Consider the following 23,608-nt stretch of genomic DNA (forward strand, 5'->3'; position numbering starts at 1 on the left):
CGTCATTCCGCCGCGATCTGATCAGCGGTATCGGTGATCGGGTCGGCGTCTTCGGCCGCTACGATGGCCGCCTTCATCTTGGTCGCCAGCACGCGCACATTCGGCTCTAACACCATGCTGTCATGGTCGCCCGGCACCTCAATCACCTCGAGCCCTGACAGCCAACGACCCCAACCATTATCAGGGTAAACATATTCCTTGGCTGCCGAGATCCATTGACCGCCAGACACCTTGTAATACCGATCCAGCGGTGGCCGGAACAAGGTGACATTGCCATCCCAAGGGCGCAGGTCGAACTTGGGCAGCGCTGCATAGAACGCAGCCTCAATCGCAGCATCATGGAACTGATTGTCATCAGCCTGCGCAATCTGCGCACGGTCTTTCTTGCCCAGTTCCCAAGCAATACGGTTACGCGCCCATTCGACCAGATATTTTGGTCCCTTGCGCCTGATCTCATGCAGTTTGATCAATGCCTTATCGGTTTTGCTCGGAACAGGCCGCAGCGGCAGCGGTGTATCCAACATAACCAGCAGGCTGACTGTTTCACCCTCTGCCTCCAACTGATGCGCCATTTCATAAGCAGTCAGGCCACCGCCAGAGAAACCACCCAGCATATAGGGCCCCTGCGGTTGCACCTGACGTAGCTCGGCAATCATATCCGTGGCCGCCTCGGCCAATGTTTCATGCGGCGGCTGATCCCCCAAAAGGCCGCGCGCCTGAAGACCGTAAAACGGACGGTCCTGCCCGATCAGATGGGCGAGATGGCGCAGGTTCAAGACATTGCCAAACATACCAGCGACAAGAAAGAACGGTGTTTTCGGCCCGCCTTCACCCTTATGCATCGCGACCAGATGGGTAAAGCGGCGTTTCGGGGCCTCCGCAACCCCACCATCCACCGCTGTATCACTGTCACCACCAGTGCGCTCAGCAATAAGGGCCGCACATTGCGCAATCGTTGGCGCTTCAAAAAGAACCGAGATTGGAAACTCGGTCCGATAGGCCTTCTTGATCATGGCAAAAAGGCGCACCGCGATCAGCGAATGCCCCCCAAGATCAAAGAAGCTGTCGGCCACACCAACCTGATCGACACCCAGAAGATCCTCCCAGAAGCCGACAAGAGTCCGTTCAATATCCGTCGAGGGGGCAACATATTCGCTGTCCAACTCTGGGCGCTGGAATTTCTGCCCATCACCGGCCTCAGCACTATCCACAACATTGGCCTGTGCAACCAGCGTCGGCAGATCAAGCGAGGATATCACTACTTGGCCCAGACCGCTGGCCAGCGCCCGTTCAAACGCGTCCGCCCCTTCAACGGGCTGGATGCCCTGGCTGATGTTATGCTGTAGACGCTCCTCTGCAGGCGATAGCGGCTTGTCGTTAGTCGCATCAGCATCCGTGAACTCAATCTCACTCGCACTCGGGGCCTTTGTGGCAGCGAAACCGCCTTCAAGCCTGTGAATAGTGAATCCTTTGATCTCCATGCAGATATTGCCATCCGCATCCGCCAGCGAGATATCAAAACTGGCAAACGGATTGGCCGTCGTGTTCGCCCCGGCATTGCGCACATGGCTGTAGATGTCGGCCGGGAGCGGGGCAAAAACCTGCACACTGCCATAGGACACGGGCACCCACAGGTTCTTCGCTTCATAACCTTCGATCAACTGCATTGCCCAGCCGGTCGCTAGATCCAGCAATGCGGGGTGAAGCAGATAGCCCTCTGCTAGATCGCCGTGAAACGCATCTGGCAACGCCAGTCTGGCCAACCCTTCACCGTCGCCATAAGCCATGGTCCGCAGAACGCGCCAGCGTGGACCAAAATTCAGATGCTCTTCTTGCGGTGATCGGTGCCCATTGGGATCATCGCCGTGCTTGTTGGAACAACGCGCATCAATCGCCGCTATCTCCAATGGCGCGGGAACCGGCCGTTTACCAAGCGCCACATTCGCCTGCGCATTCAATGCAAAGCCTTCTCGGCTGCCAACCCGCACATCGCTTTGAATAGTCACCGTATAGCCTGCATCGGTCCGGGTCAGGCGCAAGCGCATCTGTCGGTCTCCGGTATCTGCCACATCAAGCGGGCGGAAGAAATACAGATCGCTGATCTCAAACAGACCCGTCTCGCCCTGCGCTCTCAGCGCTTCGGCAATCAGTTCCAGATACCCTGTACCAGGCAGCAGCGCCTGCCCGTCGCGGGTGCGGTGCTGGTCCATGATCCAGCGGCTGATGTCATAAGTCGCCGTGAAAATCCGATTGCCGTCACGATCAAAACTCGTCTCATCCAGCAACGGTGCATCAACTGGCAGGGCGGGCGCGAGGGCCTGATTGCCCAACCGTTCGGCCATAGCGTCAGCCGCCATCCCGACCTCTGACCAGATCCCCCAATTGATCGCGATCACCTTGGTCTTGCCACCCTGACGGCTATTGGCAAAAGCATTCAGAAAGGCGTTTGCGGCCACATAATCGACCTGCCCGGCGGGGGCAGTAACGGTACTGGATGATGCAAAGACGACCATCAAATCCAGTGATCCATCCGGAAACAGAGTATTGAGCACCTGCGTGCCATGGATTTTCGGGGCAAATACGGCCTCAACCTCGAACTGGTCCTTGGTCAAAAGCGGCGCATCTGCAATGACACCCGCCCCGTGAATGACAACGTCCAGACTGCCAAAACGTGCTTTGACCTGATCAACAACATCGCGCATGTCTTCCAGATTGCAGACATCTGCGGCGGCAATCATGACCTCTGCACCCAGCGCCTCCAGCCGTTGAACGGCGGCGATGCGACGCGAGATACTGTCAAAAGGCCCGTTATCGCGCATATAAGCGTCACGATCCGCAGGGTCCGGCAATGGATTGCGCGATAACAGAACGATCTTAGCCTTGTGTTTGGCAATCAGGTCTTCGGCCAGCGTCAGACCAATGCCACCGAAACCGCCTGTGATCAGGCACACCGCCCCATCGCGGATTGCGGGTTCCTCAGGTTCCTCAAGCGTCGCGGCCTCATGCGACAGCTCCAGCCGCTTACTATCGCGATACGCCGCTACGCCATTCGCTGGCTTGGCCAATACATCCTGCAAAAGACTATCCGCCAAACCGTCAAGGTTCGCTCTACGGCCCTTCGGCAGAACCACGTCAAGAACCGCACAGGTCACCCCCGGCAATTCACGCGGCATCACACGGGCCGGTCCAAGGATGGTCGATTTCTCGGGATAAGGCAGCGGTTCGCCATTCACGCTGGTCGCACCGCTGGTCACCGCGGTGATATGCAGCGGCTTGGGCAGGCTTTCATCGGACAATGCCTGCGCCAGAAACATCAGGCTATAGAACCCCTGCTCCTGATTGCGGTGGAAAAAACTGCCGCCGGGCCGGAACGTTTCAGCCGCAGTCACAAGCCACAAATGCACGATCCGCGATGGTGCCTGACCACGCGCCAGCAAATCCGCGATCAGCTGATCGTATCCTTCACGGCCGCGTTCAGGTGCCAGTACATAGTGCCCATCCGCATCGCGCCCGAAACTGTCGCCGGCCCGCACCTCTGTCACTGCATGTCCTGCATCACGCAGCCGGGCGGACAGCTTGGCACCCAAACCGGCATCATCCATGAAGATCAGCCAGCTTTGCGGGGTGATCGCCGCGCCATCAACGCTCAGGCCGCCATCGATTGCGACATCGATATGGGGCAGACGATGATGCCAGACCGGGCGATACCCCCAGTTTTCAACATCCTCGATCCGCATCGGCAACGTGGCGGGCGCAGCGGTTTCAGCCTTGCCCGGCTCAATGAAATAGGGGCTGCGCTGGAAAGCGTAAGTCGGCAGCGGCACGCGATGCCGCTTGGACTCACCCCAGATCTGCGACCAGTCCAGATCGTATCCCAGTGCCCAGAACCGCCCGCAGACACTGATGAAATAAGCATCATCCGCGACATCCTGCTGCGGATGGCGCAAGCTGCTGATCACTTGCTGGCCCGGCACCGCGTCATGGGCCTGGGTCAGCGAACTCAGCGCCTTTCCAGGGCCGACCTCGATATAAATCCGGTCGGCCTTTTCACTCAGCGTAGTGATGCAATCGGCAAAATTCACGGTATTGCGCAGATGGGCGACCCAATAGGCGGGGTCGGTGGCCTCTGCATCGGTCAGCGTCACACCGCTGCGGTTCGAGATGATCGGAATCTGCGGCGGGTTCAGCGGGATCGACGCCAGATAGTCATGGAAGCGGCCAAGGATCGGTTCCAGCATCCGCGAATGGGCGGCGATGTCGATCTGGATACGCTGACTTTCAATCTCGGCCCGGGTCAGCCGTTCGGCCATCGCGTCCAGCGCTGCCTGAGGGCCAGAGACAACGGTCAGCCCCGGCGCGTTGACGCTGGCGATATCCAGATCATCAGCCATGTGAGGTTGCAGATCATCCAGCGACAGCGGCACGCTCAGCATCCCACCTGCAGGCACGGTGTCGAACAGCTGCCCGCGCAGCAACACCAGCCCGATACAATCCTCGAACGACATAACACCAGCCAGACAGGCCGCCGTGTTTTCCCCCATGGAATGACCGACAAGGGCGGCAGGCTCCACCCCCCAAGACATCCACAACTGCGCCAGCGCATATTCGGTGATCATGATCAGGGGCAGTTGGACGGACGGCTTTTGCAGCGCCTGTGCGGCGGCGTCTTCATCGCCCGGTTCCGGCAGCCAAAGCGCACGAATGTCGTAATCCAGCTTAGGTTGCAGGATATCCAGACCACGATCCATCCAGTCCTGAAAAACAGGCTCCGTCTCGTACAGATCGCGGGCCATGTTCACATATTGCGCGCCGCCCCCGGGGAACATGAAAATAACATCAGGGTTGGTCAGTTCCGAATGGGTAAAGACACGACGCGGATCGGCCTCTTCCAACAGCGCGGCGGCCTCTGTGGGCGTTTCAGCGACGACAACACGCCGCTTCTCAAATGCCCGGCGACCTTCCTTCAGCGTAAATGCCACATCGGCCAGAGGTAGATCAGGATTTTCGCGCAGATAGGCGGCAAGCGCACTGGTATTGGCATCCAACGCAGATTTTGACCGGCCAGAAATCGTCAGAATATGAAAAGGCCAGTCGGATTCCTCCGACGCCACGCGTTCGGGTGCTTCCTCAATGATCACATGGGCATTTGTCCCGCCCACACCCAGCGAATTGACCCCGGCCCGGCGTGGACCCTTGTGCGACGTCCAATCGGCCAGTGTCGCATTTACGCTGAACGGGCTGTTTTCGAAATCAATCGACGGGTTCGGCGCCTCATACCCCAGGCTTGGCGGGATCTGCTTGTGATGCAACGACATCGCCGTTTTGACGAGGCTCGCCACACCGGCAGCCGTATCCAGATGGCCGATATTGGTCTTGACCGACCCGATCTTGCAGAACTGCACGTCGTCGGTGGTCTTGCGGAACGCGCTTGTCAGGGCCGCCACCTCAATCGGATCACCGAGATAGGTACCAGTGCCGTGGCATTCGACATAATCGATAGTGTCAGCAGTCACCCCCGCCATCGCGTGCGCCTCCGCAATCGCGGCGGCCTGTCCTTCGACACTGGGGGCCAGATAACCAGCCTTGGCCGACCCATCATTATTGACAGCCGACCCCTTGATCACCGCCCAGATATGATCGCCATCGGCAATCGCATCCTCCAGTCGGCGCAGCACCACTACACCCGTACCCGACCCGAAAACCGTACCCTCGGCGCGATGATCGAACGCATGACACTCACCATCTGGTGACAGGATCTCGCCATCCTCGAAAATATACCCCCGCCCGTGCGGCAGCTCGATGGTAACGCCACCGGCCAGCGCCATGTCGCATTCACCGTTCAGCAGGGACTGACAGGCGTAATGGGTTGCAACCAACGATGTCGAACAAGCAGTCTGCATGTTGATCGACGGACCATGCAGGTCGAAAACATGGCTGACCCGGGTCGACATGAAATCCTTGTCATTGCCTGTATGGCGCAACAGGAACATACCGGTGCTTTGCACCAGATCCGGGTTCGAACAAATGTTGAAATAGAAATAGCTGCCCATACCGCAGCCTGCAAAAACACCAATCGGACCACTGAATTTCTCGGGCGGATGCCCCGCATCCTCAAACGCTTCCCAGGACACTTCCAGAAACTGACGATGCTGGGGGTCCATGATCGCCGCTTCCTTGGGGCTGAAGCCAAAGAAATCGGCATCGAACATCTCAAACCCGTCAAGGGTCGCGGCAGCAGGGACATAGTTGCGGTGACGCATCCGATCAGGACTTTCGCCCGCCTCAAGCAACGCAGCCTCATCCAGCTTGCGGATCGACGATTTGCCAGCCTTGAGGTTCTGCCAATAGGTCGCCACAGCCTCAGCACCGGGCAAATGCGCAGCCATCCCGACAATCGCAATGTCGTTTTCGCGTCCGTCCATACTCATTACGTCTATACTTCCCTTCGGGACCAACAATCCCGGCATAAATCAGTCTTTTGGCAAATTTGAGACACAGAAGGTCTACTTCGCGACTCTCGCCAGTTTCTTCAAATTCCTTGCCCGTAACGGGACAAAACTACCCAATCCACAGCTGCTATTGAAGTGTTAAACGCAGCAACCCTGCCAAAACAGTCATGTTTTCCCGACCAACCTATGTCAGACAAATCCGCCAGTCTGTGCGAAAATCACGTCCGGCGCTGGCGAAGCGATGAGACAACAAGACCGGGCAGAATCGCAAAACACAGGGCATAGCGTTTCGCCAGACGTCGCGGGTTTGTCAGAATACGCCACAGCCACTCCATCGCGATCCGACGCACCCACACCGGCGCGCGGGTCTGATGACCAGCGATAAAATCCAAACCGGCGCCGATAGACACAAAACCGCACCCCGGCGCCAGACTTGCACCACGCTCCGCCAAAATCTCTTGCTTCGGCGCGCCCAGCGCCAGAAAGCACAGTCCGGCCCCGGACTGGTCAATCTCGCGCAACGCGGCAGCAGCCGCATCCCCCAAAGGATCGAAACCAAACGCGGGCGCAATCCGTGCCACCACCCGCAATCCCGGATGGTCTTCCTTCAGGCGGTCCGCAGCAAGGTCCAGCGTCGCCTGAGTCGCCCCCAACATCGCAATCGGAACATCCTGTTTGGCCGCAATTGCCACCAGCGGCGCAATCAGTTCCGACCCCGGCATCAGATCGACCTTGCGGCCTCCCAGACGCGACAACCAGACAATCGGGTTGCCGTCTGCCACCACATGACTGTGACGGGCATAGGCCTGACCAAATCGGGCGTCCTGCCGCATCTTCACGATATGATCAAGGTTCAGGGTCGCAACCGTAAATCCCTGTTTTTGCTGCAACCGGGCAGCGACATCATCGAAAAACACTTGCCTGTCAGCGAAATTCACCAGCGCCAACTGGCCTGTGCCATTGATTACCGGTTCAGATGACGCAACACTCTCACGCACAACAAATCCTGACGTTCATTATGACTTTTTCAAACAGCATCTTTCATCGCACAGCGCGACCAGTCTGTCCAATACATCCGATACCGTCCATAACAGGCCGGGCATACGGTTTGAAAGCTTGGCATGACTGACACCATCATCACCGTGATCATCGCCGCCCGGAACGAGGAAAAGCTGATCACAAGCTGCCTGAACGCACTACTGGCACAAGATGAAACAGGCCCGGTTGAGGTGATCGTCGCCGCGAATGCTTGTACGGATCAGACCGTTGACAGGGCGCAGGCGCAGGCCGGGGCGTTCGCGGATCGCGGATGGGATCTTGTGGTTCTCGAGCTTGCCGATGGCGGCAAGCTCGGCGCATTAAATACCGCTGACGCTCAGTCCAAGGGCACAAACCGCGTCTATTTGGACGCCGATGTCATCTGCGATCCTGCGTTGATCGGTCAGCTTCGCACGGCACTCGCTGAACCCGACGCGCGATACGCGACAGGCACGCTAGTCGTCGCTCCGGCAAAAAGCTGGGTCACCCGCGCCTATGCAAAGATTTGGACGCAACTGCCTTTCATCAAATCGGGCGCCGTTGGTGCGGGTCTCTTTGCCGTCAATGCCGCCGGACGGGCGCGCTGGGGCAAATTCCCCGATATCATTTCCGATGACACCTATGTGCGGTTGCAATTCGCACCCCACGAACGGATCGAGGTTCCAGCACAGTATCATTGGCCCATGGTCGAAGGCCTGCAAAACCTGATCAAGGTACGGCGGCGTCAGGATATCGGCGTGGCAGAGGTCAACAGACTCTACCCCGAACTGATGGCAAACGAAGGTAAGGCGCGGCTACAACCGCAGGACATAATCCGCCCTTTTGCGCGCGCGCCCATTGGGTTTCTGGTCTACCTGACCGTCCACATCATGGTGCGCATGGGCAGCAAATCGACCGACTGGACTCGCGGCCGATGAATTTCTTTGACATGAAAGGCGCGCTGCCCGATTTAGCAAGTATTATGAAAAACGAGTATTTTTAGCATGCCCAACGCCAATAAATCCGGCAAAATCGCCTATCTGACAGGGGAATACCCCAAGGTTTCGCACACATTCATTCAGCGCGAGGTTGCGGCACTTCGGGCCCACGGCGCAGATATCCTCACCTGTACGGTACGGCGCGCCAAACCCGCAGATGTTGTTGACGACCAGTTGGAAGAACAGGCGTCCACCTTCTGCATTCTGGAAACGGCCAAGGCCCCGCACAGGCTGATCGGCGCGCATCTGGCGGCGCTCAAACGCGCACCAGGACGTTGGTTTTCCGCACTGCGGCTGGCATTCCGCACCCGCCAACCCGGCGTGAAGGCACTTCTTTATCAGCTTTTCTACTTCGCAGAGGCAGGCGTCCTCGCCCAACACCTGCGGCGCGAAGGTGTGGTACATCTCCACAACCATTTCGGCAATTCAAGCTGCTCGGTCGCCATGCTGACCAGCGAAATCTCGGGCATTCCCTTCAGCTTCACCGAACACGGGCCAGCGATATTTTTCGAACCGATGCACTGGCGGATCGATGAAAAAATCGCGCGCGCCAAACACGTCATCAGCATCAGCCACTTCTGCCGGTCACAGCTCATGCTGTTTTCGGATCAAAGCCACTGGCACAAGGTCAGGATCGTGCATTGCGGTGTGCAACCCGACAATTACGGTCGTAAAGCCCGCACGGATTTCGGCAAACGCATCCTGTTCGTCGGACGGCTCGATGCCGTCAAGGGCGGGCCGTTTCTGTTGGAAGCCTTCGCCAATATCAAGACCAAACACCCCGACGCCACGCTCACCATCATCGGTGACGGCGCCGCACGAAAATCGCTCGAAGCGCAGGCAAGCACTCTCGGCATAACCGACAATACCACCTTTGCCGGCTACAAAACCCAGGCCGAGGTCGCCGCTATGCTAGAAGACTCGGATATGCTGGTCCTGCCCAGCTTCGCCGAAGGTGTGCCCGTTGTACTCATGGAAGCGATGGCCAGCCAAATTCCCGTCATCGGGTCCCGCGTCGCCGGGATTTCCGAGCTTGTCGAAGACGGCGTATCGGGTTTCCTGACCCCACCCGGGGACGTCGCAACACTCACAGATCGGCTCGACCAACTCCTGTCAGATCCCGCGCGCTGCAAACAGATGGGGCAGGCAGGACGCCAAAAGGTCACCGACGATTTCGATATCGACAAAGAAGCCGCTTGGTTGTTGCAAATCCTGCGCGACCAAAGCGAACAGGGCGCATTGCGCCCCTAAAACCCGAACAGATCCGCCTCAACAATCGCGCGGCGCACGAATTCATCCTTGTCCTGCACCGGATGCCAGCCCAGATCGGCCTTGGCTTTCGCATTGTCAAACGGCGAAAGGTGGCCACGCGATTTCCAGTCGGCCAATGAAATTTTTGACAGGTTCCGCTTACGCAAAACCTTGTCTTTCAACGTATATTTCAGTTTTTCGGTCAGATGCAGCATCATGAACGACGACGATTTCACCCGCAGCCGCGCGTTCATCGACTGATGAATGGCATCGAAATAGCCGCGCCCAGTCAGCATCGGCTCACCGATCAGGTTATATGACTGGCCCAGCGCCTTATCGTTATCGATCATCCGGATCAGGCCATCAGACACATCGTCGATCAGAACAAAAGGCAGGATATTCCGGCCATTGCCCCATAACTGAACGGCCCCGGCACCATTCCACTTGCCGATGCCCCAATGCTGCAACGGGCCACCCTTGCCGATCACAATGCCCGGTCGCGCAATGACAAGTGGCAGACCGCGCGTCTTGTGCATTTCCAACAAGCGCTCTTCGCTCAGGGCCTTGGCGCGGGCGTAAAGATTGCGTTCGCCAATATCGTCGCCAAAGCCTGACGCCTCAGTGATCGTCTTCGACTGATCGGACATATCATACGATGCAATCGTCCCAGTATAGATGAAGCGATCCACGCCAGCGGCCAGCGCGGCCTCGGCCAGCCGTTCCGTGACAGCCACATCATTTTCCAGATAACCGTCCCAGGTGGCATTGTCCGACTTGGCCAGATGATAAACAACTTTGATGCCCTCCATCGCGCGGGCAAGGCTATCGGCGTCCTTCAATGACGCGGAAAACAACTCCACCCGGTCAGGAACATCCGAAAACGGACCGCCAGAACCGCGCGATAAAACACGCACATCATAACCCGCAGCGACAAGCGATCGGGTCAAATGGCGGCCGATAAACCCGGTCCCGCCAACGACAAGAACCGTGGGGTTTGGTTGACCAGCGACCGGTGCCACTTGCGGCGCAACCACCGCATCACCCGCGCTATGAGTTACAGCTTCGATGTTCTTGACGACCAGCGCAGCGGTCGCTCCAGAATATCGTGAATCCATCGCTTTGCCCGCCGCGAACGCATCATAAACGTTCTGAACGGTATTCATGAAACTCAGGTCATAGGGGTTCTTGCGGTTCAACGACACCAACTGCTTGGCAGCATTCACAGCACCATTCCATGTATGTTGACCAGCCTGCGCCAATTGCTGCGACAATGGACTGATGACAAGCTCTGCCGCATTCTCATACCGCAAATTCAGCGTATCCTGGGCGTAGTCCAGCCGTGCAATCGCATTGGTGCCGCGGACGTAGACAGACCTGTCATCAACGCCTTCAACCAGAGAGATATTTATCGCTACATCAACCGACCCTGCCTTTGCCAAAACACGCCATGTCTGGTGGCGGACGCCAAGGTTTCCGGGTAACCGGATTGGCTTGCCTGTCGCCACTTGAACATCCGTCAACTCGCCCGCAAGATCAGTGGCAAATGCAAACAGATGCGGCCCGATCTCGAACAACAGGTTCTGCGGTTCGCGCAGCATCCACAGATTATAGGGACCAGACCGCAACGGCGTCAGCGGAAACCGCCAATTCACCTCCAGCGCATCGATTCGGCCAATAGCCCCATCGTCGATCAGTCGCTTCAGCTTGGCGTAGGACGGCAAACCCAGAAAGTTATGACAGACAGCAACCTGCCCGGTTGACGCCTGCTCGGCCTTCAAAACCGCATCCGTCTGATCACTAGACAATGCAAACGGCTTTTCCACAAAGACGTTCAAACCCGCCTCAAGGCACTTGATCGCCAAATCTGCATGGGTCTGGGGCGGTGTCAGAATGTGAACCACGTCGCAGACCTGCGCCGCAATCATCTCGTCAACCGACGTAAAAGGCGCAGCACCTATCGAATCCGCAAACTCCCGGGCCGCGGTATCGGACACATCACAAACAGCCGTCACGCGGCCTTGCTTGCTCAGCTCAACAGCGGTGGCATGACGGGACGCAATGTACCCGGCCCCGATAAGGCCTACGCGTAATTCTTTGGCTGTCATCAATCATCCTCAAAAAGCTACTTGTACTCAATAATCCGCATCTCTGAACCGCGGCGTTTGCGCTGGTAATACTTTATGAACCCGATCAGGTTCGGAAATTTTGACAAGACCATGAACAAAGCATGGTGCATCGCCGGACCGACGGTCTTTCCTGCTCTGATAAGGCTCATCGTTGTTTTTGCAAATGACGCCAAATAGATCAAAGCGGCAACCGTTACCAACGGCCACCAGACCAATAGACCCACTATCGAGAATAAAGGAAGGACCACGGCATAAAACAGGACACGCCGCCGCGGGGCGGCAAAATAGCTGTTATGCATGTCGCCAACCTGCGCAAACCCGTGTCCGGCTCTGACCGCGCGCTTCCACCATTGGCCAAAGCGATAGATCGCTGCATCATGCTTGGTCATCTCCCGTGGCAGGCGAAGCAACTTCCATCCCGCGGCGCCGATACGAATGCAAAACTCATCATCCTCTGCGGCAATCACGGTATCATTGAACCCGCCAATCTGATCGCAGGCGGCACGACGCACCATCATATCACCGCCACATGCTTCGATGGGCCCTGCCGGGGCGCGCCATTCATCGTGACAGATTGCGTTATAGACAGTTTCATCCGGCTTGATCTCGGATCGCCAGCCGGTGACAACACCAAGTTTTTCGTCATCTTGCAATGTCGCCGCCGCCTCGGCCAGCCATCCCTCGACAACCTCGCAATCACCGTCAACAAATTGAACAAAATCCAATTTCGGGTGCAGGCTGACAAGCTTCGCATAGCCAGCATTTCGCGCACGAGCCGCGGTAAAGGGAATAGATATATCCAGATCGACAACCGGAACACCTATCTTGTCTGCAAACGCAACGCTGTCGTCACTGGACCCTGAATCGACATATACGGCTGGGACATCTTCACCAACGACAGATCTCAGACATCGCTTTAGGCGTTCGCCTTCGTTGCGCCCGATGGCCACAACGCCAGTAATCGGAGAGGTCTTTGTCATCGCGGGGTCCATAGCGATGATTCATGATCAAGCCAACAGATTTGTGCCGGTTTCGTTTTCAGGCTGACACCGGTATGCGTGGCAAACATAGTGTTGAAGTCTTTTCACTGGCCACGTCTATCACAAAGATGGTTTAAACCCTCATGCCCAACATTATTGCGCATATTGTCTTTTATTCCTGGCCGTTGGTTGTTTTTGTCATCTTCCGCAAGCAACCACTGGTGCCGGCGTTGATGTGGTCAATGGTGCTGGGTTATCTCTTTCTGCCCGCACGTATGGGGTTTGACCTTCCCGCCATTCCGACCATCACCAAATTCGAACTGACCTCGCTATCAGTCGCCATCATGTGCTGGCTGAAACTGCGGCAGGAAAAACAGGCCAACCGGTGGAACGACACCGCCACAACTTCAACAAGCGAAGCCAAACCGGTCAGGAAATCACGAGGCAGAATCATCCTGATGCTGGTCTACGCAATGATTTTGATGGCCCCTGTTTTGACAGTGCTGACAAACAGCGATCCGATCTTTGCCGGTCCCTTGGTTCTGCCCGGCCTGCGCCCCTACGACACCCTTTCGATGCTGGGGTTCACTCTCTTTTTCCTGCTCCCGTTCTGGTTGGGGCGACGATATCTCAGCAGCCCGGAAAGCCACGTGATTATTCTGAAGGTGCTCTGCATCGCTCTTCTCGGATACTCCCTTCTGGCGTTGTGGGAAGTCCGGATGAGTCCCCAACTCAACCGCACGCTTTATGGCTTCACCGCAAGTTCGTTTCTGCAGCACATGCGGGCCGGGGGTTTTCGTCCACTGGTCTTTCTCGACCACGGGCTGTCGCTCGGCATTTTGCTGTCGATGTGTGTTCTGGCTGCCGGAGCGCTTTGGCGGCATTCCCGCAAAACGGCTGCCAACGCGTCTGTTTGGTTGCTCTCACTTGGTTGGTTATTGTTTACTCTGGTTCTCGCCAAAAGCGTTGGCGCATTGCTGATCAGCCTAGCCCTTCTGCCCTTTGTAATCCTCACAAAAACACGGGGGCAACTGTTGGTCGCAGCGATCCTGGCAGGTGTCGTAATCCTATATCCCATGCTACGCGGCGCCGGTTACGTCCCGACCGAGGAAATTCATGAAATCGCCCTCAGTTACAGCGAAGATCGCGCACAATCTTTGAAGTTCCGGCTCGATAACGAAGATCGGTTGCTCGAAAAAGCCAACGAAAAACCGCTCTTCGGCTGGGGAAGCTGGGGACGTAATATGGTCTACGATATCTATACCGGCCGGAACCTCAGCGTAACGGATGGCGCCTGGATCATTTTCATCGGCACATTCGGTTGGTTTGGCTACATCGCCCGGTTTGGTCTGATCACGATTCCAATCATCTTGTTGGCACTGAACCGGCGACGGTTGGATATCTCGATTGCGACCGCAGGCCTTTCTATTGTGCTTGCCGCCAACCTTGTTGACCTGCTGCCGAACTCATCACTGCGACCCATCACGCTCCTGATCGCCGGGGCCCTGATGGGACGCTACATTGAGGCAAGCGAAGCGTCTCGGCGCACCGATCAGCCCGCCGTCAGCATCGTACCCAACGTCGATCCGGTACCGGCCGCTGCGCCGGCGCTGAAGGTCAGAAAGCGACGCAAACACCCTATGGACGAGGTGACAGCAACCACCGGGGACATCAGCCCGCTTCCAGCCAATCAGCCTGCCAAAGCCAAGCGTCGGGTGCGGCGATAGTGACCGTCTCGCTCACTCAACCACAACGAAAAACTGCAAAAAATAGCCGCTCTGCCCTTGACCATTTCGATCCGGCAAGCGTTCCATACAGCAAAGAATGAATACCTAGGGGAGTGAACAATAATGATTAAGAAACTAGTAGCGGCGGTGGCGCTGTCCGCCATCGGGACAATCAGTCTTGCCGATGGGCATGGCGGCGTCAAAGTCGGGATGATCACCACACTGTCCGGCGGCGGCGCTGGCCTCGGCATCGATGTGCGTGACGGCTTCATGCTGGCCATTGCCCAGTCAGGAAATGAAAATATCGAAGTCATCATCGAAGACGACCAGCGCAAACCCGATGTCGCGGTGCAATTGGCAGACAAGCTGATCCAGTCCGAAAAAGTCGATGTTTTGACCGGGATCATCTGGTCAAACCTCGCCATGGCAGTTGTGCCGAGCGCTGTCGCACAAGATAAATTCTACCTGTCGCCCAATGCAGGTCCATCCGCTCTTGCCGGACGTGGATGCCATCCAAACTACTTCAACGTTGCCTGGCAGAACGACAACCTGCACGAGGCTGCAGGCGCTTATGCCAATACCGCCGGCTACAGCAATTCTTTTATTCTCGCCCCCAACTATCCTGCGGGTCAGGACGCGTTAACCGGTTACAAGCGCCTCTATGAAGGTGAATTGGCAGGTGAGCTTTTCACCGAACTTGGCCAAACCGATTACGCTTCTGAAATTGCACAAATCCGGGCGTCCGGTGCAGACAGCGTGTTCTTCTTCCTGCCTGGCGGCATGGGGATCTCGTTCCTTAAGCAATACGCGGATAGCGGTGTCGATATCCCCGTTGTCGGCCCGGCGTTCAGCTTTGACCAGGGTATTCTGCAGGCTGTTGGCGATGCCGCTGTGGGCGTCGTGAACACATCGCAATGGAACAAAGACCTCGACAACCCCGCGAATGTCGCATTCGTGGAAAGCTTCCAGGCCGAATATGGACGTCTGCCATCGCTTTACGCCAGCCAAGGCTTCGACACCGCCAACCTGTTGCTCAGCGCGATGGAGACTGCGGATATCAACGATCAAGATGCGTTCCGGGCTGCTCTACAATCGGCCAATTTCGAAAGCACACGCGGTGGCTTTGCATTCGGGCCAAACAATCACCCAATCCAGAACATCTATGTGCGCGAGGTGATCAAGGAAGGCGACATCTACACCAACAAGATCATCGGCACGGCGCTGGAAAGCCACGGTGACGCATACGCCGCTGAGTGTTCGTTCTAGCAAAACGATCAGGCTGGGCGGACGACCGACGTTTCGCCCAGTGCACCGTCACGAGAGATATTCATGTCGCTAATCCTCTTGGCCGAGCAGGTTTTGAACGGCCTGCAACTAGGCGTGATGCTGTTTCTCATGGCAGCCGGGCTTACGCTTGTCTTCGGGGTCATGGGGCTGATCAATCTGGCGCACGGATCGCTTTTTATGGTCGGGGCTTTCGCGGCTGCAGCCGTGGCCGGGGCCACAGGGTCATTCCTTCTGGCGCTTGCCGCTGCCCTGGCCGCCGCTGCCGCTGCCGGGGCTTTGGTTGAACTTTTGATTATCAGGCGGCTCTATGACCGCGATCACCTTGATCAGGTGCTCGCAACTTTCGCTCTCATCCTCATCTTCTCCGAAGGGACCCGCTGGGTTTTCGGCTCCTTCCCGCTTTATCTCAGCATACCCGAATACCTGTCAGGTCCGATCACGCTGCCCGGTGGCATCCAATATCCGCTCTATCGGTTGACACTTATTGTGGTGGGCCTCGTCATCGCCGTTGGTCTGTTTCTTTTGATCAGCCGAACCCGGCTCGGCATTCAGATCCGCGCCGGTGAAAATGATCGTGAAATGATCGCAGCACTCGGTGTGGACATCTCAAAGCTTTATACAATCGTGTTCGCGCTGGGCGCAGCGCTCGCCGGACTGGCCGGGGCACTGGTGGGTGCGATCCAGTCGGTGCAGGTCGGGATGGGCGAACCCGTACTGATCCTCGCCTTTGTCGTCATCGTCATCGGCGGAATTGGATCAATCAAAGGGGCCTTGATCGGGTCCATTCTGGTGGGGCTGACCGACACGCTTGCAGGCGTTCTACTACCACTGCTTTTTAGTCAATTCATGTCGACATCCGCCGCGGCATCGACAGGATCGGCGCTCGCATCCATGCTGATCTACATCCTCATGGCCGTCGTGCTGATCATGAAACCAACCGGCCTGTTCGGGGCCCGCGCATGAGCCGCGAAACCCAGATCAACAGCCTGATCATGGTTGGTTTCATCCTTGTCCCGCTTTGGGCATGGATGACCGATGCCCCCTTCATCATCACGCTAACTACGAAAGCTGCCATTCTGGCTCTGGCCGGTATTGGCCTGAACATCGCCCTTGGGCTGGGTGGGCTTGTCAGCCTTGGGCATGCCGCATTTTTCGGGATCGGCGGCTATGCTATGGGCATCCTGGCCAGCCACGCGCAAAGCTATGATCCTATCCTTGAGACTCCATTTCTGATCGAGGGTACCAAATCCATGATCGTCATCTGGCTGGTCGCCATGATCACCTCAGGTCTCGCGGCACTGGCCATCGGGGCGCTCAGCCTGCGGACATCCGGCGTCTATTTCATCATGATCACCCTCGCATTCGGCCAGATGTTCTTTTTCTTCTCCATCAGCTGGCCTGCCTACGGGGGCGAGGACGGGCTGTCGATCTACGTTCGCAACAACTTTCCCGGCCTGAACACGCTCGACCCGATTCAGTTTTACATCATCGTCTTCGTGATCATGGCGCTCGCGCTGTTCCTGACGGCGCGCCTCGCAAAATCGCCCTTCGGCCTTGCGCTCAACGCCGCGCGCCAATCGGCGACACGGGTCGAAACCATCGGATTATCACCCTACCGGCTGCGTCTGCTGGCGTTCACCCTGTCAGGGATGATCACCGGGTTGGCGGGTGCGCTTTTTGCCGATCTGAACCGTTTCGTAAGCCCAACAATGTTCAGTTGGCAGACAAGTGGCGAAATCATCGTGTTCATCATCTTGGGTGGCACGGCCCGGTTGTTCGGGCCTGTGGTCGGCGCGGCACTCTTTATCCTGCTCGAACATATCCTCGGCGGGCTGTCCGATTTCTGGCACATCTACCTTGGCCTTCTGCTTTTGCTGATCGTCCTGTTCGCCCGCGGCGGCATTATCGGCATCCTCGCGGGTCGCGAGGTCGCGCATGACTGACCCTGTTCTACAGACAATCGGCATCAGCAAAGCATTTGGGGCATTACAGGCCAGCAAGAATGTGACGCTAGATCTGCAGCCCGGCGAAATCCACGCACTCATCGGGCCGAACGGAGCCGGCAAATCCACCCTGATCCAGCAGATCGCGGGCAATCTGCGACCTGATGATGGTCAGGTCATTCTGGCTGGTGAAAACGTAACCGGGCTGACAACCGCCCAGCGCGCCCGGCGCGGTTTGGCGCGTACATTCCAGATTTCGGCCCTGGCGATGGAAGACACGGTACTTCAAAACGCTATCCTCGGCGCTTTGGGTGCCAGTGGCAAACCATGGGCCTTCTTTGGTGCAGCGCTGAAACGGCAAGACCTGCGGCAGGAGGCAGAAACCGCGCTGGCTCGTGTCGGCTTGTCCGACCATGTCGCCACCCGCACGGCAGAACTGTCACATGGTCAACGCAGGCAACTGGAAGTCGCTGTCGCCCTCACGCTGAAACCCAAGGCTTTCATCATGGATGAACCCATGGCCGGGCTGGGGACGGAAGGGTCGCAACAGATGACCCAACTACTGCATGAACTTCGGCAAGAGGCACCAATCCTGCTTGTAGAACACGACATGGACGCGGTTTTTGCTCTCGCCGACCGCATCAGCGTACTGGTCTACGGCGAAATCATCGCAACCGGCAGCGTGGATGATATCCGACGCAACCCGAAAGTCCGCGAAGCGTATCTGGGGGAAGAAGTCTGATGCTTCTCTCCGTCGAAAACGTCGCCGCCAGCTATGGCGCCTCACAGGCGCTCTTCGATGTCTCATTCCAGATCGACGAAGGGCAGGTTCTTGCCCTGATGGGCCGCAACGGTATGGGCAAAACGACCACGGTCAAAACCATCTGCCGCCTTCTTCCTGTCACATCGGGAAAAATCCAGTTCGCCGGACAGGATCTGGCACGGCTCCCGGCTCATAAGGCAGCACAGCTTGGGCTTGGTCTGGTGCCCGAAGGACGCAGATGTTTCACCAATCTTACCGTCACCGAAAACCTCACCGCCGCCGCACGCCCAGGCCATTGGGATCAGGGTAAGGTCAATGCCCTTTTCCCACGACTGGCCGAGCGCTGTGACCAGTCCGCCGGTTCTCTTTCAGGTGGGGAACAGCAGATGTTGGCCATCGGCAGGGCGCTGATGACAAACCCACGCCTTCTGATCCTTGATGAGGCGACAGAGGGTCTCGCGCCGTTGGTGAGACAAGAAATCTGGGCAGCTATCGCCAGCTTGAAGCAGGAAACGGGCATGGCCATCTTGGTCATCGACAAATCACTGAAGGAACTGCGACAGATCGCTGACAACGCCGCAATCATTCAGCGGGGCGAAACCGTCTGGTCAGGCTCGATCAATGATCTCAACACCGACATCACCCACCGCTATATCGGGGTCTAACGCGGGCTGCGCTTGGCCAGAATGCGCTGCAATGTACGGCGATGCATCGACAGACGGCGCGCCGTCTCAGATACATTACGGTCACACAGCTCATAAACACGCTGAATATGTTCCCAACGCACACGATCAGCGCTCATCGGGTTCTCAGGTGGCGGCGGCAACTCATCGGTGCGCGCCAACAGCGCGTTCGTGACATCGGTCGCGTCCGCCGGTTTGGCCAGATAATCGGTGGCCCCGATCTTGACCGCCGCAACTGCGGTGGCGATGGCACCATAGCCGGTCAAAACGACAACACGGCTTTCAGGGCGGCGTGCGCGCAACGTCTCAACCACATCCAACCCATTCCCATCTTCCAGACGCAGATCAACCACGGCGTAAGCGGGCGGGCGGGCCGTCGCAATCGCCTGACCGGCCGCAACGGATCCGGCCATCTCAACCTCAAAACCGCGTTTTTCCATCGCCTTCGCCAAACGACGCAGAAACGCCTCATCATCATCGACAAGCAACAGGCTCTTGTCTTCGCCCAGATCCAATGCCTCGGTATTCATGTTCAGCCCTACAGAATTTCTCTTTAGGAACTAGGACTGACCGCTCATGCGTCAACCAATCATGAGGTCTGGACGATACAGGCGGTTCTCTGCGCCACTTCATCTGCGGATGCGGGTCGTTTGAAAATCCCGACAACACCGTTTTGGGGCATGACAAGATAGGTCAGGGTGGAATGGTGCATCAGATAGTATTCCGGATCGTCATCGGCACGTTCATAATAGGCCTGGTAGGCGCCAGCCGCCGCCGCGACCTGCGCGCTCGATCCGGTCAGCCCAATCATCCTTGGGTGAAAACTATCGGTATAGTCTTTCACAACATCAACAGTATCGCGGGCAGGATCGATCGTGATGAAAACAGGCGTCACGCTCACCCCCTGTTCGGCCAGAATATCCACGGCAGCCGCGTTGCGGGCTAAATCCAGTGGGCAGACATCGGGGCAGAAAGTGTAGCCAAAGTAGATCAGCGCAGGCTCGGTAATCACATCGGCATCGGTAACGGTTCCGCCAGTCTCACTGACCAACTCAAACGGTCCACCGATTGCGGCATCAACCCTGGCCACCCCGCAGGGCCCATCGCCACCATGCCACTGGATCGCGGCAATGGTTCCGCCAACCATGGCAACCATCGCAGCACCGGCCACTATCGCTATCGTCTTGGACAAAGGGCTATACCCTCGCTGATCGGTCGCATTGATCCTATATGCCTGCGGGCCTATCAATGGTCTATCTTGCCGCCCGGTCCCGGAGATCACATGTCCGTATCTGAATTCGAGATGTTCCAGGACCAGCAGCGCAGTAACTGGGTGCGGCTGCGCACGCTTGTTACGCTAAGATGGTTCGCGGCGGCAGGCCAGGCGGTTGCGATCTTCGTCGCCGTGCGCATCTACGGGCTCCAGCTCGAGGTCGGATATGCTGCGATGACCATCGGGGCATCCGTCGTTGCCAACCTTATCTCGATCTTCATCTACCCCGAAAACAAGAGGCTCTCAGAACGCGAGGCCTCGCTCTGGCTGGTTTTTGATATTGTCCAGCTCAGCCTTCTGCTCTTTCTGACAGGGGGGCTGAACAACCCTTTTGCTTTGCTGGTCCTAGCCCCCGTCACAATCGCTGCAACGGTTCTACACCTCAAAAGCACCATATTGCTTGGCCTGACAGCAATCGCGCTGATCACACTGATCAGCCGTTTCAGCCTGCCGATTGAAACCGCAGAAGGGCTCGTATTGTCGCTGCCGGTTCTGTTTCAGTTCGGTTTCTGGGTCGCACTTGTGATCGGCGTCATCTTTCTGGCCATCTACGCCAGACAGGTCACCACTGAAATGCATGCAATGGGCGAAGCACTGGTTGCCACTCAACTTGCGCTCGCCCGGGAACAGAAACTGACAGACCTTGGCGGCGTCATCGCAGCGGCGGCACACGAACTCGGCACACCTCTGGCGACCATCAAACTGGTGGGCAGCGAATTGATGGAAGAACTGGAAAACCACCCCGAGCTGCTCGAAGACGCGGCGTTGATCAGGGATCAGGCTGACCGGTGCCGCGATATTCTGCATTCAATGGGTCGGGCGGGCAAAGACGATCTCCACCTGCGGCACGCTCCACTTGAAACGGTCGTTCGGGAAGCCGCCGAACCACACCTGAACCGTGGAAAAACCGTCGACTTTGACATCGCCCCCGAAGACGGGGCCGAATTGACCCAACCCACAATCGCACGCAGGCCAGAAATCATCCACGGCTTGCGGAACCTGATCCAGAATGCAGTGGATTTCTCGCAAAGCCGGGTGCAGGTCGATGTGCGGTGGTCGGACAGCGAAATCAGCGTCAGGATCTCGGATGACGGGGCCGGGTTCCCGCCCTCTGTGATTGGCCGGATCGGCGACCCCTATGTCCGGCGGCGGCGGGTGAGCGAGGATCGGTCGCACAGGCCCGGTTACGAAGGGATGGGGTTGGGGTTATTCATCGCCAAGACCCTTCTTGAAAGGTCAGGGGCAAAGCTGACATTCAGCAATAGCAGACGTCATGGTCATGCTAGCTGGTCAGGGCAAGCCACCGGTGGGGCGGTCGTCAATGTGCGCTGGGCGCAGTCTGCGCTGCCGCAAATCGACTTTCTAGGTTCGGGGGCACTTGGGGAGAACATACCCAACGATCCCTGGCAAGAGAGTTAATGCCCATTTAACGCGACATTAACCTTCCTCCGAGATTGTGCCGCGAGGTGTAAAAAGGATGGATTGTCATGTTGATGAGTTGGGTAGACTTCCTGTTGGTTGCCATCGCCTCGACAATAGGGGCTGGCGTGCTGTTCTTCGGGCTTTGGCGATATGACCGCGCAATGCAGCCAGCCGATGGACTGGAAAACGACCCCGGCAAAGGCCCTGTTTTTCTGTTTGAAGGCAAGACACTGGTCGATGCCACGCCCGACGCGCTCGGCATGATATCACCCCATATCACCCATATGAGCGAATATGACGCCACGGTGCACGTCCTTGCTCAGCATTTCCCGAAGCTTGGTAAGGTACTTGCCAGTGAACAATGCGGCAGACATCGCGTCGATGATGAAAGCGATGATAACCTTTGGGTCGAAATTGATCGGACCGAAACGCGGCTGCGGCTCAAGGTCAACGGACGTCAACGCAGCGATCTAAACGGACCCTCCGACGTTATAGAACGTGACGTACGCATGTCAGAACTCATGATGCTGCGTGACCTGACACAACACACACCTCAGCTTATCTGGCAAGAGGACCTGTCTGGCAGATTGCTTTGGGCTAATCATGCCTATCTGGCGTTTTGCGATAAACTGCGTCCGGATGATCAAAAGCATACCGATACATGGCCAAACCGGCCACTAATGCCCGATCTTCTCGAAACGTCAGTCGGCAGATCACCGTCCTTGCGGCGGATGTCGGTGACCCTACCCAAACAAAAGGCCGAACAATGGTTCGATGTAACAACCGTCCGGCGCGAAGACAGCCAGCTTCACTTCGCCAATGACGCCAATGCCATCGTGCGGGCCGATCAGGATCGACGCAATTTTGTACAAACTCTGACCAAAACCTTTGCACAACTCTCAATCGGGCTCGCCATTTTCGACAAACGGCGGCAGCTTGCCATGTTCAACCCGGCCTTACTGGATATGACGAACCTGCCAATACAGTTTCTCAGCTCGCGGCCGACGGTAGATGCGGTACTGGACCGGCTACGCGAATCTCGGATGCTGCCCGAGCCAAAGGATTACGCCTCGTGGCGCGAACAATTCACAGCCCTGGAACAGGCAGCCAAGGATGGCAGCTATTCGGAAACATGGAACCTGCCCGACGGACAGACCTACCGTGTCACAGGCCGACCACACCCTGACGGAGCTATCGCCTTTTTGCTGGAAGACATCAGCGCCGAGATTTCGCTGACAAGGCGCTTTCGGTCTGACATCGAAACTGGCCAAGCCGTGCTTGATACGCTCTCTGATGCCATCGCCGTCTTCTCCAGCGCTGGCACCATGGTCATGTCCAACAAGGCATATGCCGACCTCTGGGGGCCGGTGAATGACGAACGGATACAACAACACGAGGTACAAGCCGCCATTCAGACTTGGCAGTCACGTTGCACACCGACACAGATGTGGGCGGATTTGCGCGGTTTCATCCGCAATATCGGGCCTCGCAAGGCGTGGTCTGATACCGCAATCCTCGATGATGGGCGCCAGATCCTTTGCAATGCGACCCCGATCGCGGGCGGTATGACGATGGTCAAATTCAGTATCGCCACCCCGGCGCATCCGATTATCCGCAAACTCACCGAACATGATCCGGCCTTGATGGTGGCAAAACGCTAATTTGGCTTGCAGGTACGACGCCAGACCA

The 23,608-nt window shown here is 57.3% G+C and carries 16 protein-coding genes; 10 read left to right on the forward strand and 6 right to left on the reverse strand.

Annotated features, from left to right (window positions below; all coding sequences use genetic code 11):
• Nucleotides 1-2 precede the first annotated feature (2 nt).
• Nucleotides 3-6,428, reverse strand: coding sequence for a type I polyketide synthase (locus ACFWW4_RS02595; protein ID WP_411889435.1), 6,426 nt, complete (start codon nucleotides 6,426-6,428; stop codon nucleotides 3-5).
• A gap of 239 nt (nucleotides 6,429-6,667) precedes the next feature.
• On the reverse strand, nucleotides 6,668-7,447 hold the full coding sequence (locus tag ACFWW4_RS02600) for a WecB/TagA/CpsF family glycosyltransferase (protein WP_411889436.1): 780 nt from the start codon (nucleotides 7,445-7,447) through the stop codon (nucleotides 6,668-6,670).
• Between the two features lie 123 nt (nucleotides 7,448-7,570).
• Between ACFWW4_RS02600 and ACFWW4_RS02605 the strand changes: the two genes are divergently transcribed.
• Both ACFWW4_RS02605 and ACFWW4_RS02610 read left to right on the forward strand, forming a co-directional pair.
• The gene (locus tag ACFWW4_RS02605) at nucleotides 7,571-8,404 is read left to right on the forward strand and encodes a glycosyltransferase (RefSeq protein ID WP_411889437.1); all 834 of its coding nucleotides are present in this window, start codon (nucleotides 7,571-7,573) and stop codon (nucleotides 8,402-8,404) included.
• 66 nt (nucleotides 8,405-8,470) lie between these two features.
• Nucleotides 8,471-9,715: a glycosyltransferase family 4 protein gene (locus tag ACFWW4_RS02610; protein ID WP_411889438.1), complete on the forward strand. Its 1,245-nt coding sequence runs from the start codon at nucleotides 8,471-8,473 to the stop codon at nucleotides 9,713-9,715.
• Here ACFWW4_RS02610 and ACFWW4_RS02615 read toward each other — a convergent pair.
• Both ACFWW4_RS02615 and ACFWW4_RS02620 read right to left on the reverse strand, forming a co-directional pair.
• Complete coding sequence (locus ACFWW4_RS02615) at nucleotides 9,712-11,820, reverse strand: NAD-dependent epimerase/dehydratase family protein (protein ID WP_411889439.1); 2,109 nt, start codon at nucleotides 11,818-11,820, stop codon at nucleotides 9,712-9,714. The genes ACFWW4_RS02610 and ACFWW4_RS02615 overlap by 4 nt on opposite strands.
• Before the next feature lie 17 nt (nucleotides 11,821-11,837).
• On the reverse strand, nucleotides 11,838-12,821 hold the full coding sequence (locus tag ACFWW4_RS02620) for a glycosyltransferase (protein ID WP_411889440.1): 984 nt from the start codon (nucleotides 12,819-12,821) through the stop codon (nucleotides 11,838-11,840).
• 143 nt (nucleotides 12,822-12,964) lie between these two features.
• On the opposite strand from ACFWW4_RS02620, the gene ACFWW4_RS02625 reads away from it, so the two are divergent.
• The 6 genes from ACFWW4_RS02625 (at nucleotide 12,965) to ACFWW4_RS02650 (ending at nucleotide 19,206) form a co-directional block, all read left to right on the forward strand.
• Complete coding sequence (locus ACFWW4_RS02625) at nucleotides 12,965-14,548, forward strand: hypothetical protein (RefSeq protein ID WP_411889441.1); 1,584 nt, start codon at nucleotides 12,965-12,967, stop codon at nucleotides 14,546-14,548.
• 123 nt (nucleotides 14,549-14,671) lie between these two features.
• A complete protein-coding gene (locus ACFWW4_RS02630; protein ID WP_411889442.1) occupies nucleotides 14,672-15,814 on the forward strand; it encodes an ABC transporter substrate-binding protein in 1,143 nt (380 codons plus the stop codon).
• A gap of 63 nt (nucleotides 15,815-15,877) precedes the next feature.
• On the forward strand, nucleotides 15,878-16,798 hold the full coding sequence (locus ACFWW4_RS02635; protein ID WP_411889443.1) for a branched-chain amino acid ABC transporter permease: 921 nt from the start codon (nucleotides 15,878-15,880) through the stop codon (nucleotides 16,796-16,798).
• On the forward strand, nucleotides 16,795-17,778 hold the full coding sequence (locus tag ACFWW4_RS02640; protein WP_411889444.1) for a branched-chain amino acid ABC transporter permease: 984 nt from the start codon (nucleotides 16,795-16,797) through the stop codon (nucleotides 17,776-17,778). Before ACFWW4_RS02635 ends, ACFWW4_RS02640 begins: the two co-directional genes overlap by 4 nt.
• Nucleotides 17,771-18,520 carry an ABC transporter ATP-binding protein gene (locus ACFWW4_RS02645; RefSeq protein ID WP_411889445.1) on the forward strand — a complete coding sequence of 250 codons (750 nt, stop codon included), beginning with the start codon at nucleotides 17,771-17,773 and terminating at the stop codon, nucleotides 18,518-18,520. Before ACFWW4_RS02640 ends, ACFWW4_RS02645 begins: the two co-directional genes overlap by 8 nt.
• The gene (locus ACFWW4_RS02650; protein WP_411889701.1) at nucleotides 18,517-19,206 is read left to right on the forward strand and encodes an ABC transporter ATP-binding protein; all 690 of its coding nucleotides are present in this window, start codon (nucleotides 18,517-18,519) and stop codon (nucleotides 19,204-19,206) included. Before ACFWW4_RS02645 ends, ACFWW4_RS02650 begins: the two co-directional genes overlap by 4 nt.
• Here the strand turns inward: ACFWW4_RS02650 and ACFWW4_RS02655 are convergent.
• Together ACFWW4_RS02655 and ACFWW4_RS02660 are read right to left on the reverse strand one after the other, a co-directional pair.
• Nucleotides 19,203-19,754 (reverse strand): ActR/PrrA/RegA family redox response regulator transcription factor, encoded by a 552-nt coding sequence (locus ACFWW4_RS02655; RefSeq protein ID WP_393932704.1) that lies wholly within the window; start codon nucleotides 19,752-19,754, stop codon nucleotides 19,203-19,205. The two genes, ACFWW4_RS02650 and ACFWW4_RS02655, sit on opposite strands and share 4 nt — an antisense overlap.
• Before the next feature lie 59 nt (nucleotides 19,755-19,813).
• Nucleotides 19,814-20,416 carry an SCO family protein gene (locus ACFWW4_RS02660; RefSeq protein WP_411889446.1) on the reverse strand — a complete coding sequence of 201 codons (603 nt, stop codon included), beginning with the start codon at nucleotides 20,414-20,416 and terminating at the stop codon, nucleotides 19,814-19,816.
• Between the two features lie 90 nt (nucleotides 20,417-20,506).
• Here ACFWW4_RS02660 and regB point away from each other — a divergent pair, with 90 nt between their 5' ends.
• Together regB and ACFWW4_RS02670 are read left to right on the forward strand one after the other, a co-directional pair.
• On the forward strand, nucleotides 20,507-21,916 hold the full coding sequence (gene regB / locus ACFWW4_RS02665; protein WP_393932700.1) for a sensor histidine kinase RegB: 1,410 nt from the start codon (nucleotides 20,507-20,509) through the stop codon (nucleotides 21,914-21,916).
• 74 nt (nucleotides 21,917-21,990) lie between these two features.
• Entirely contained in the window at nucleotides 21,991-23,580 is a 1,590-nt protein-coding gene (locus tag ACFWW4_RS02670; RefSeq protein WP_411889447.1) for a PAS-domain containing protein, read from the forward strand.
• The last annotated feature ends 28 nt before the right edge of the window (nucleotides 23,581-23,608 follow it).

Source organism: Yoonia sp. SDW83-1 (assembly GCF_046762885.1).
Classification (GTDB): domain Bacteria; phylum Pseudomonadota; class Alphaproteobacteria; order Rhodobacterales; family Rhodobacteraceae; genus Yoonia.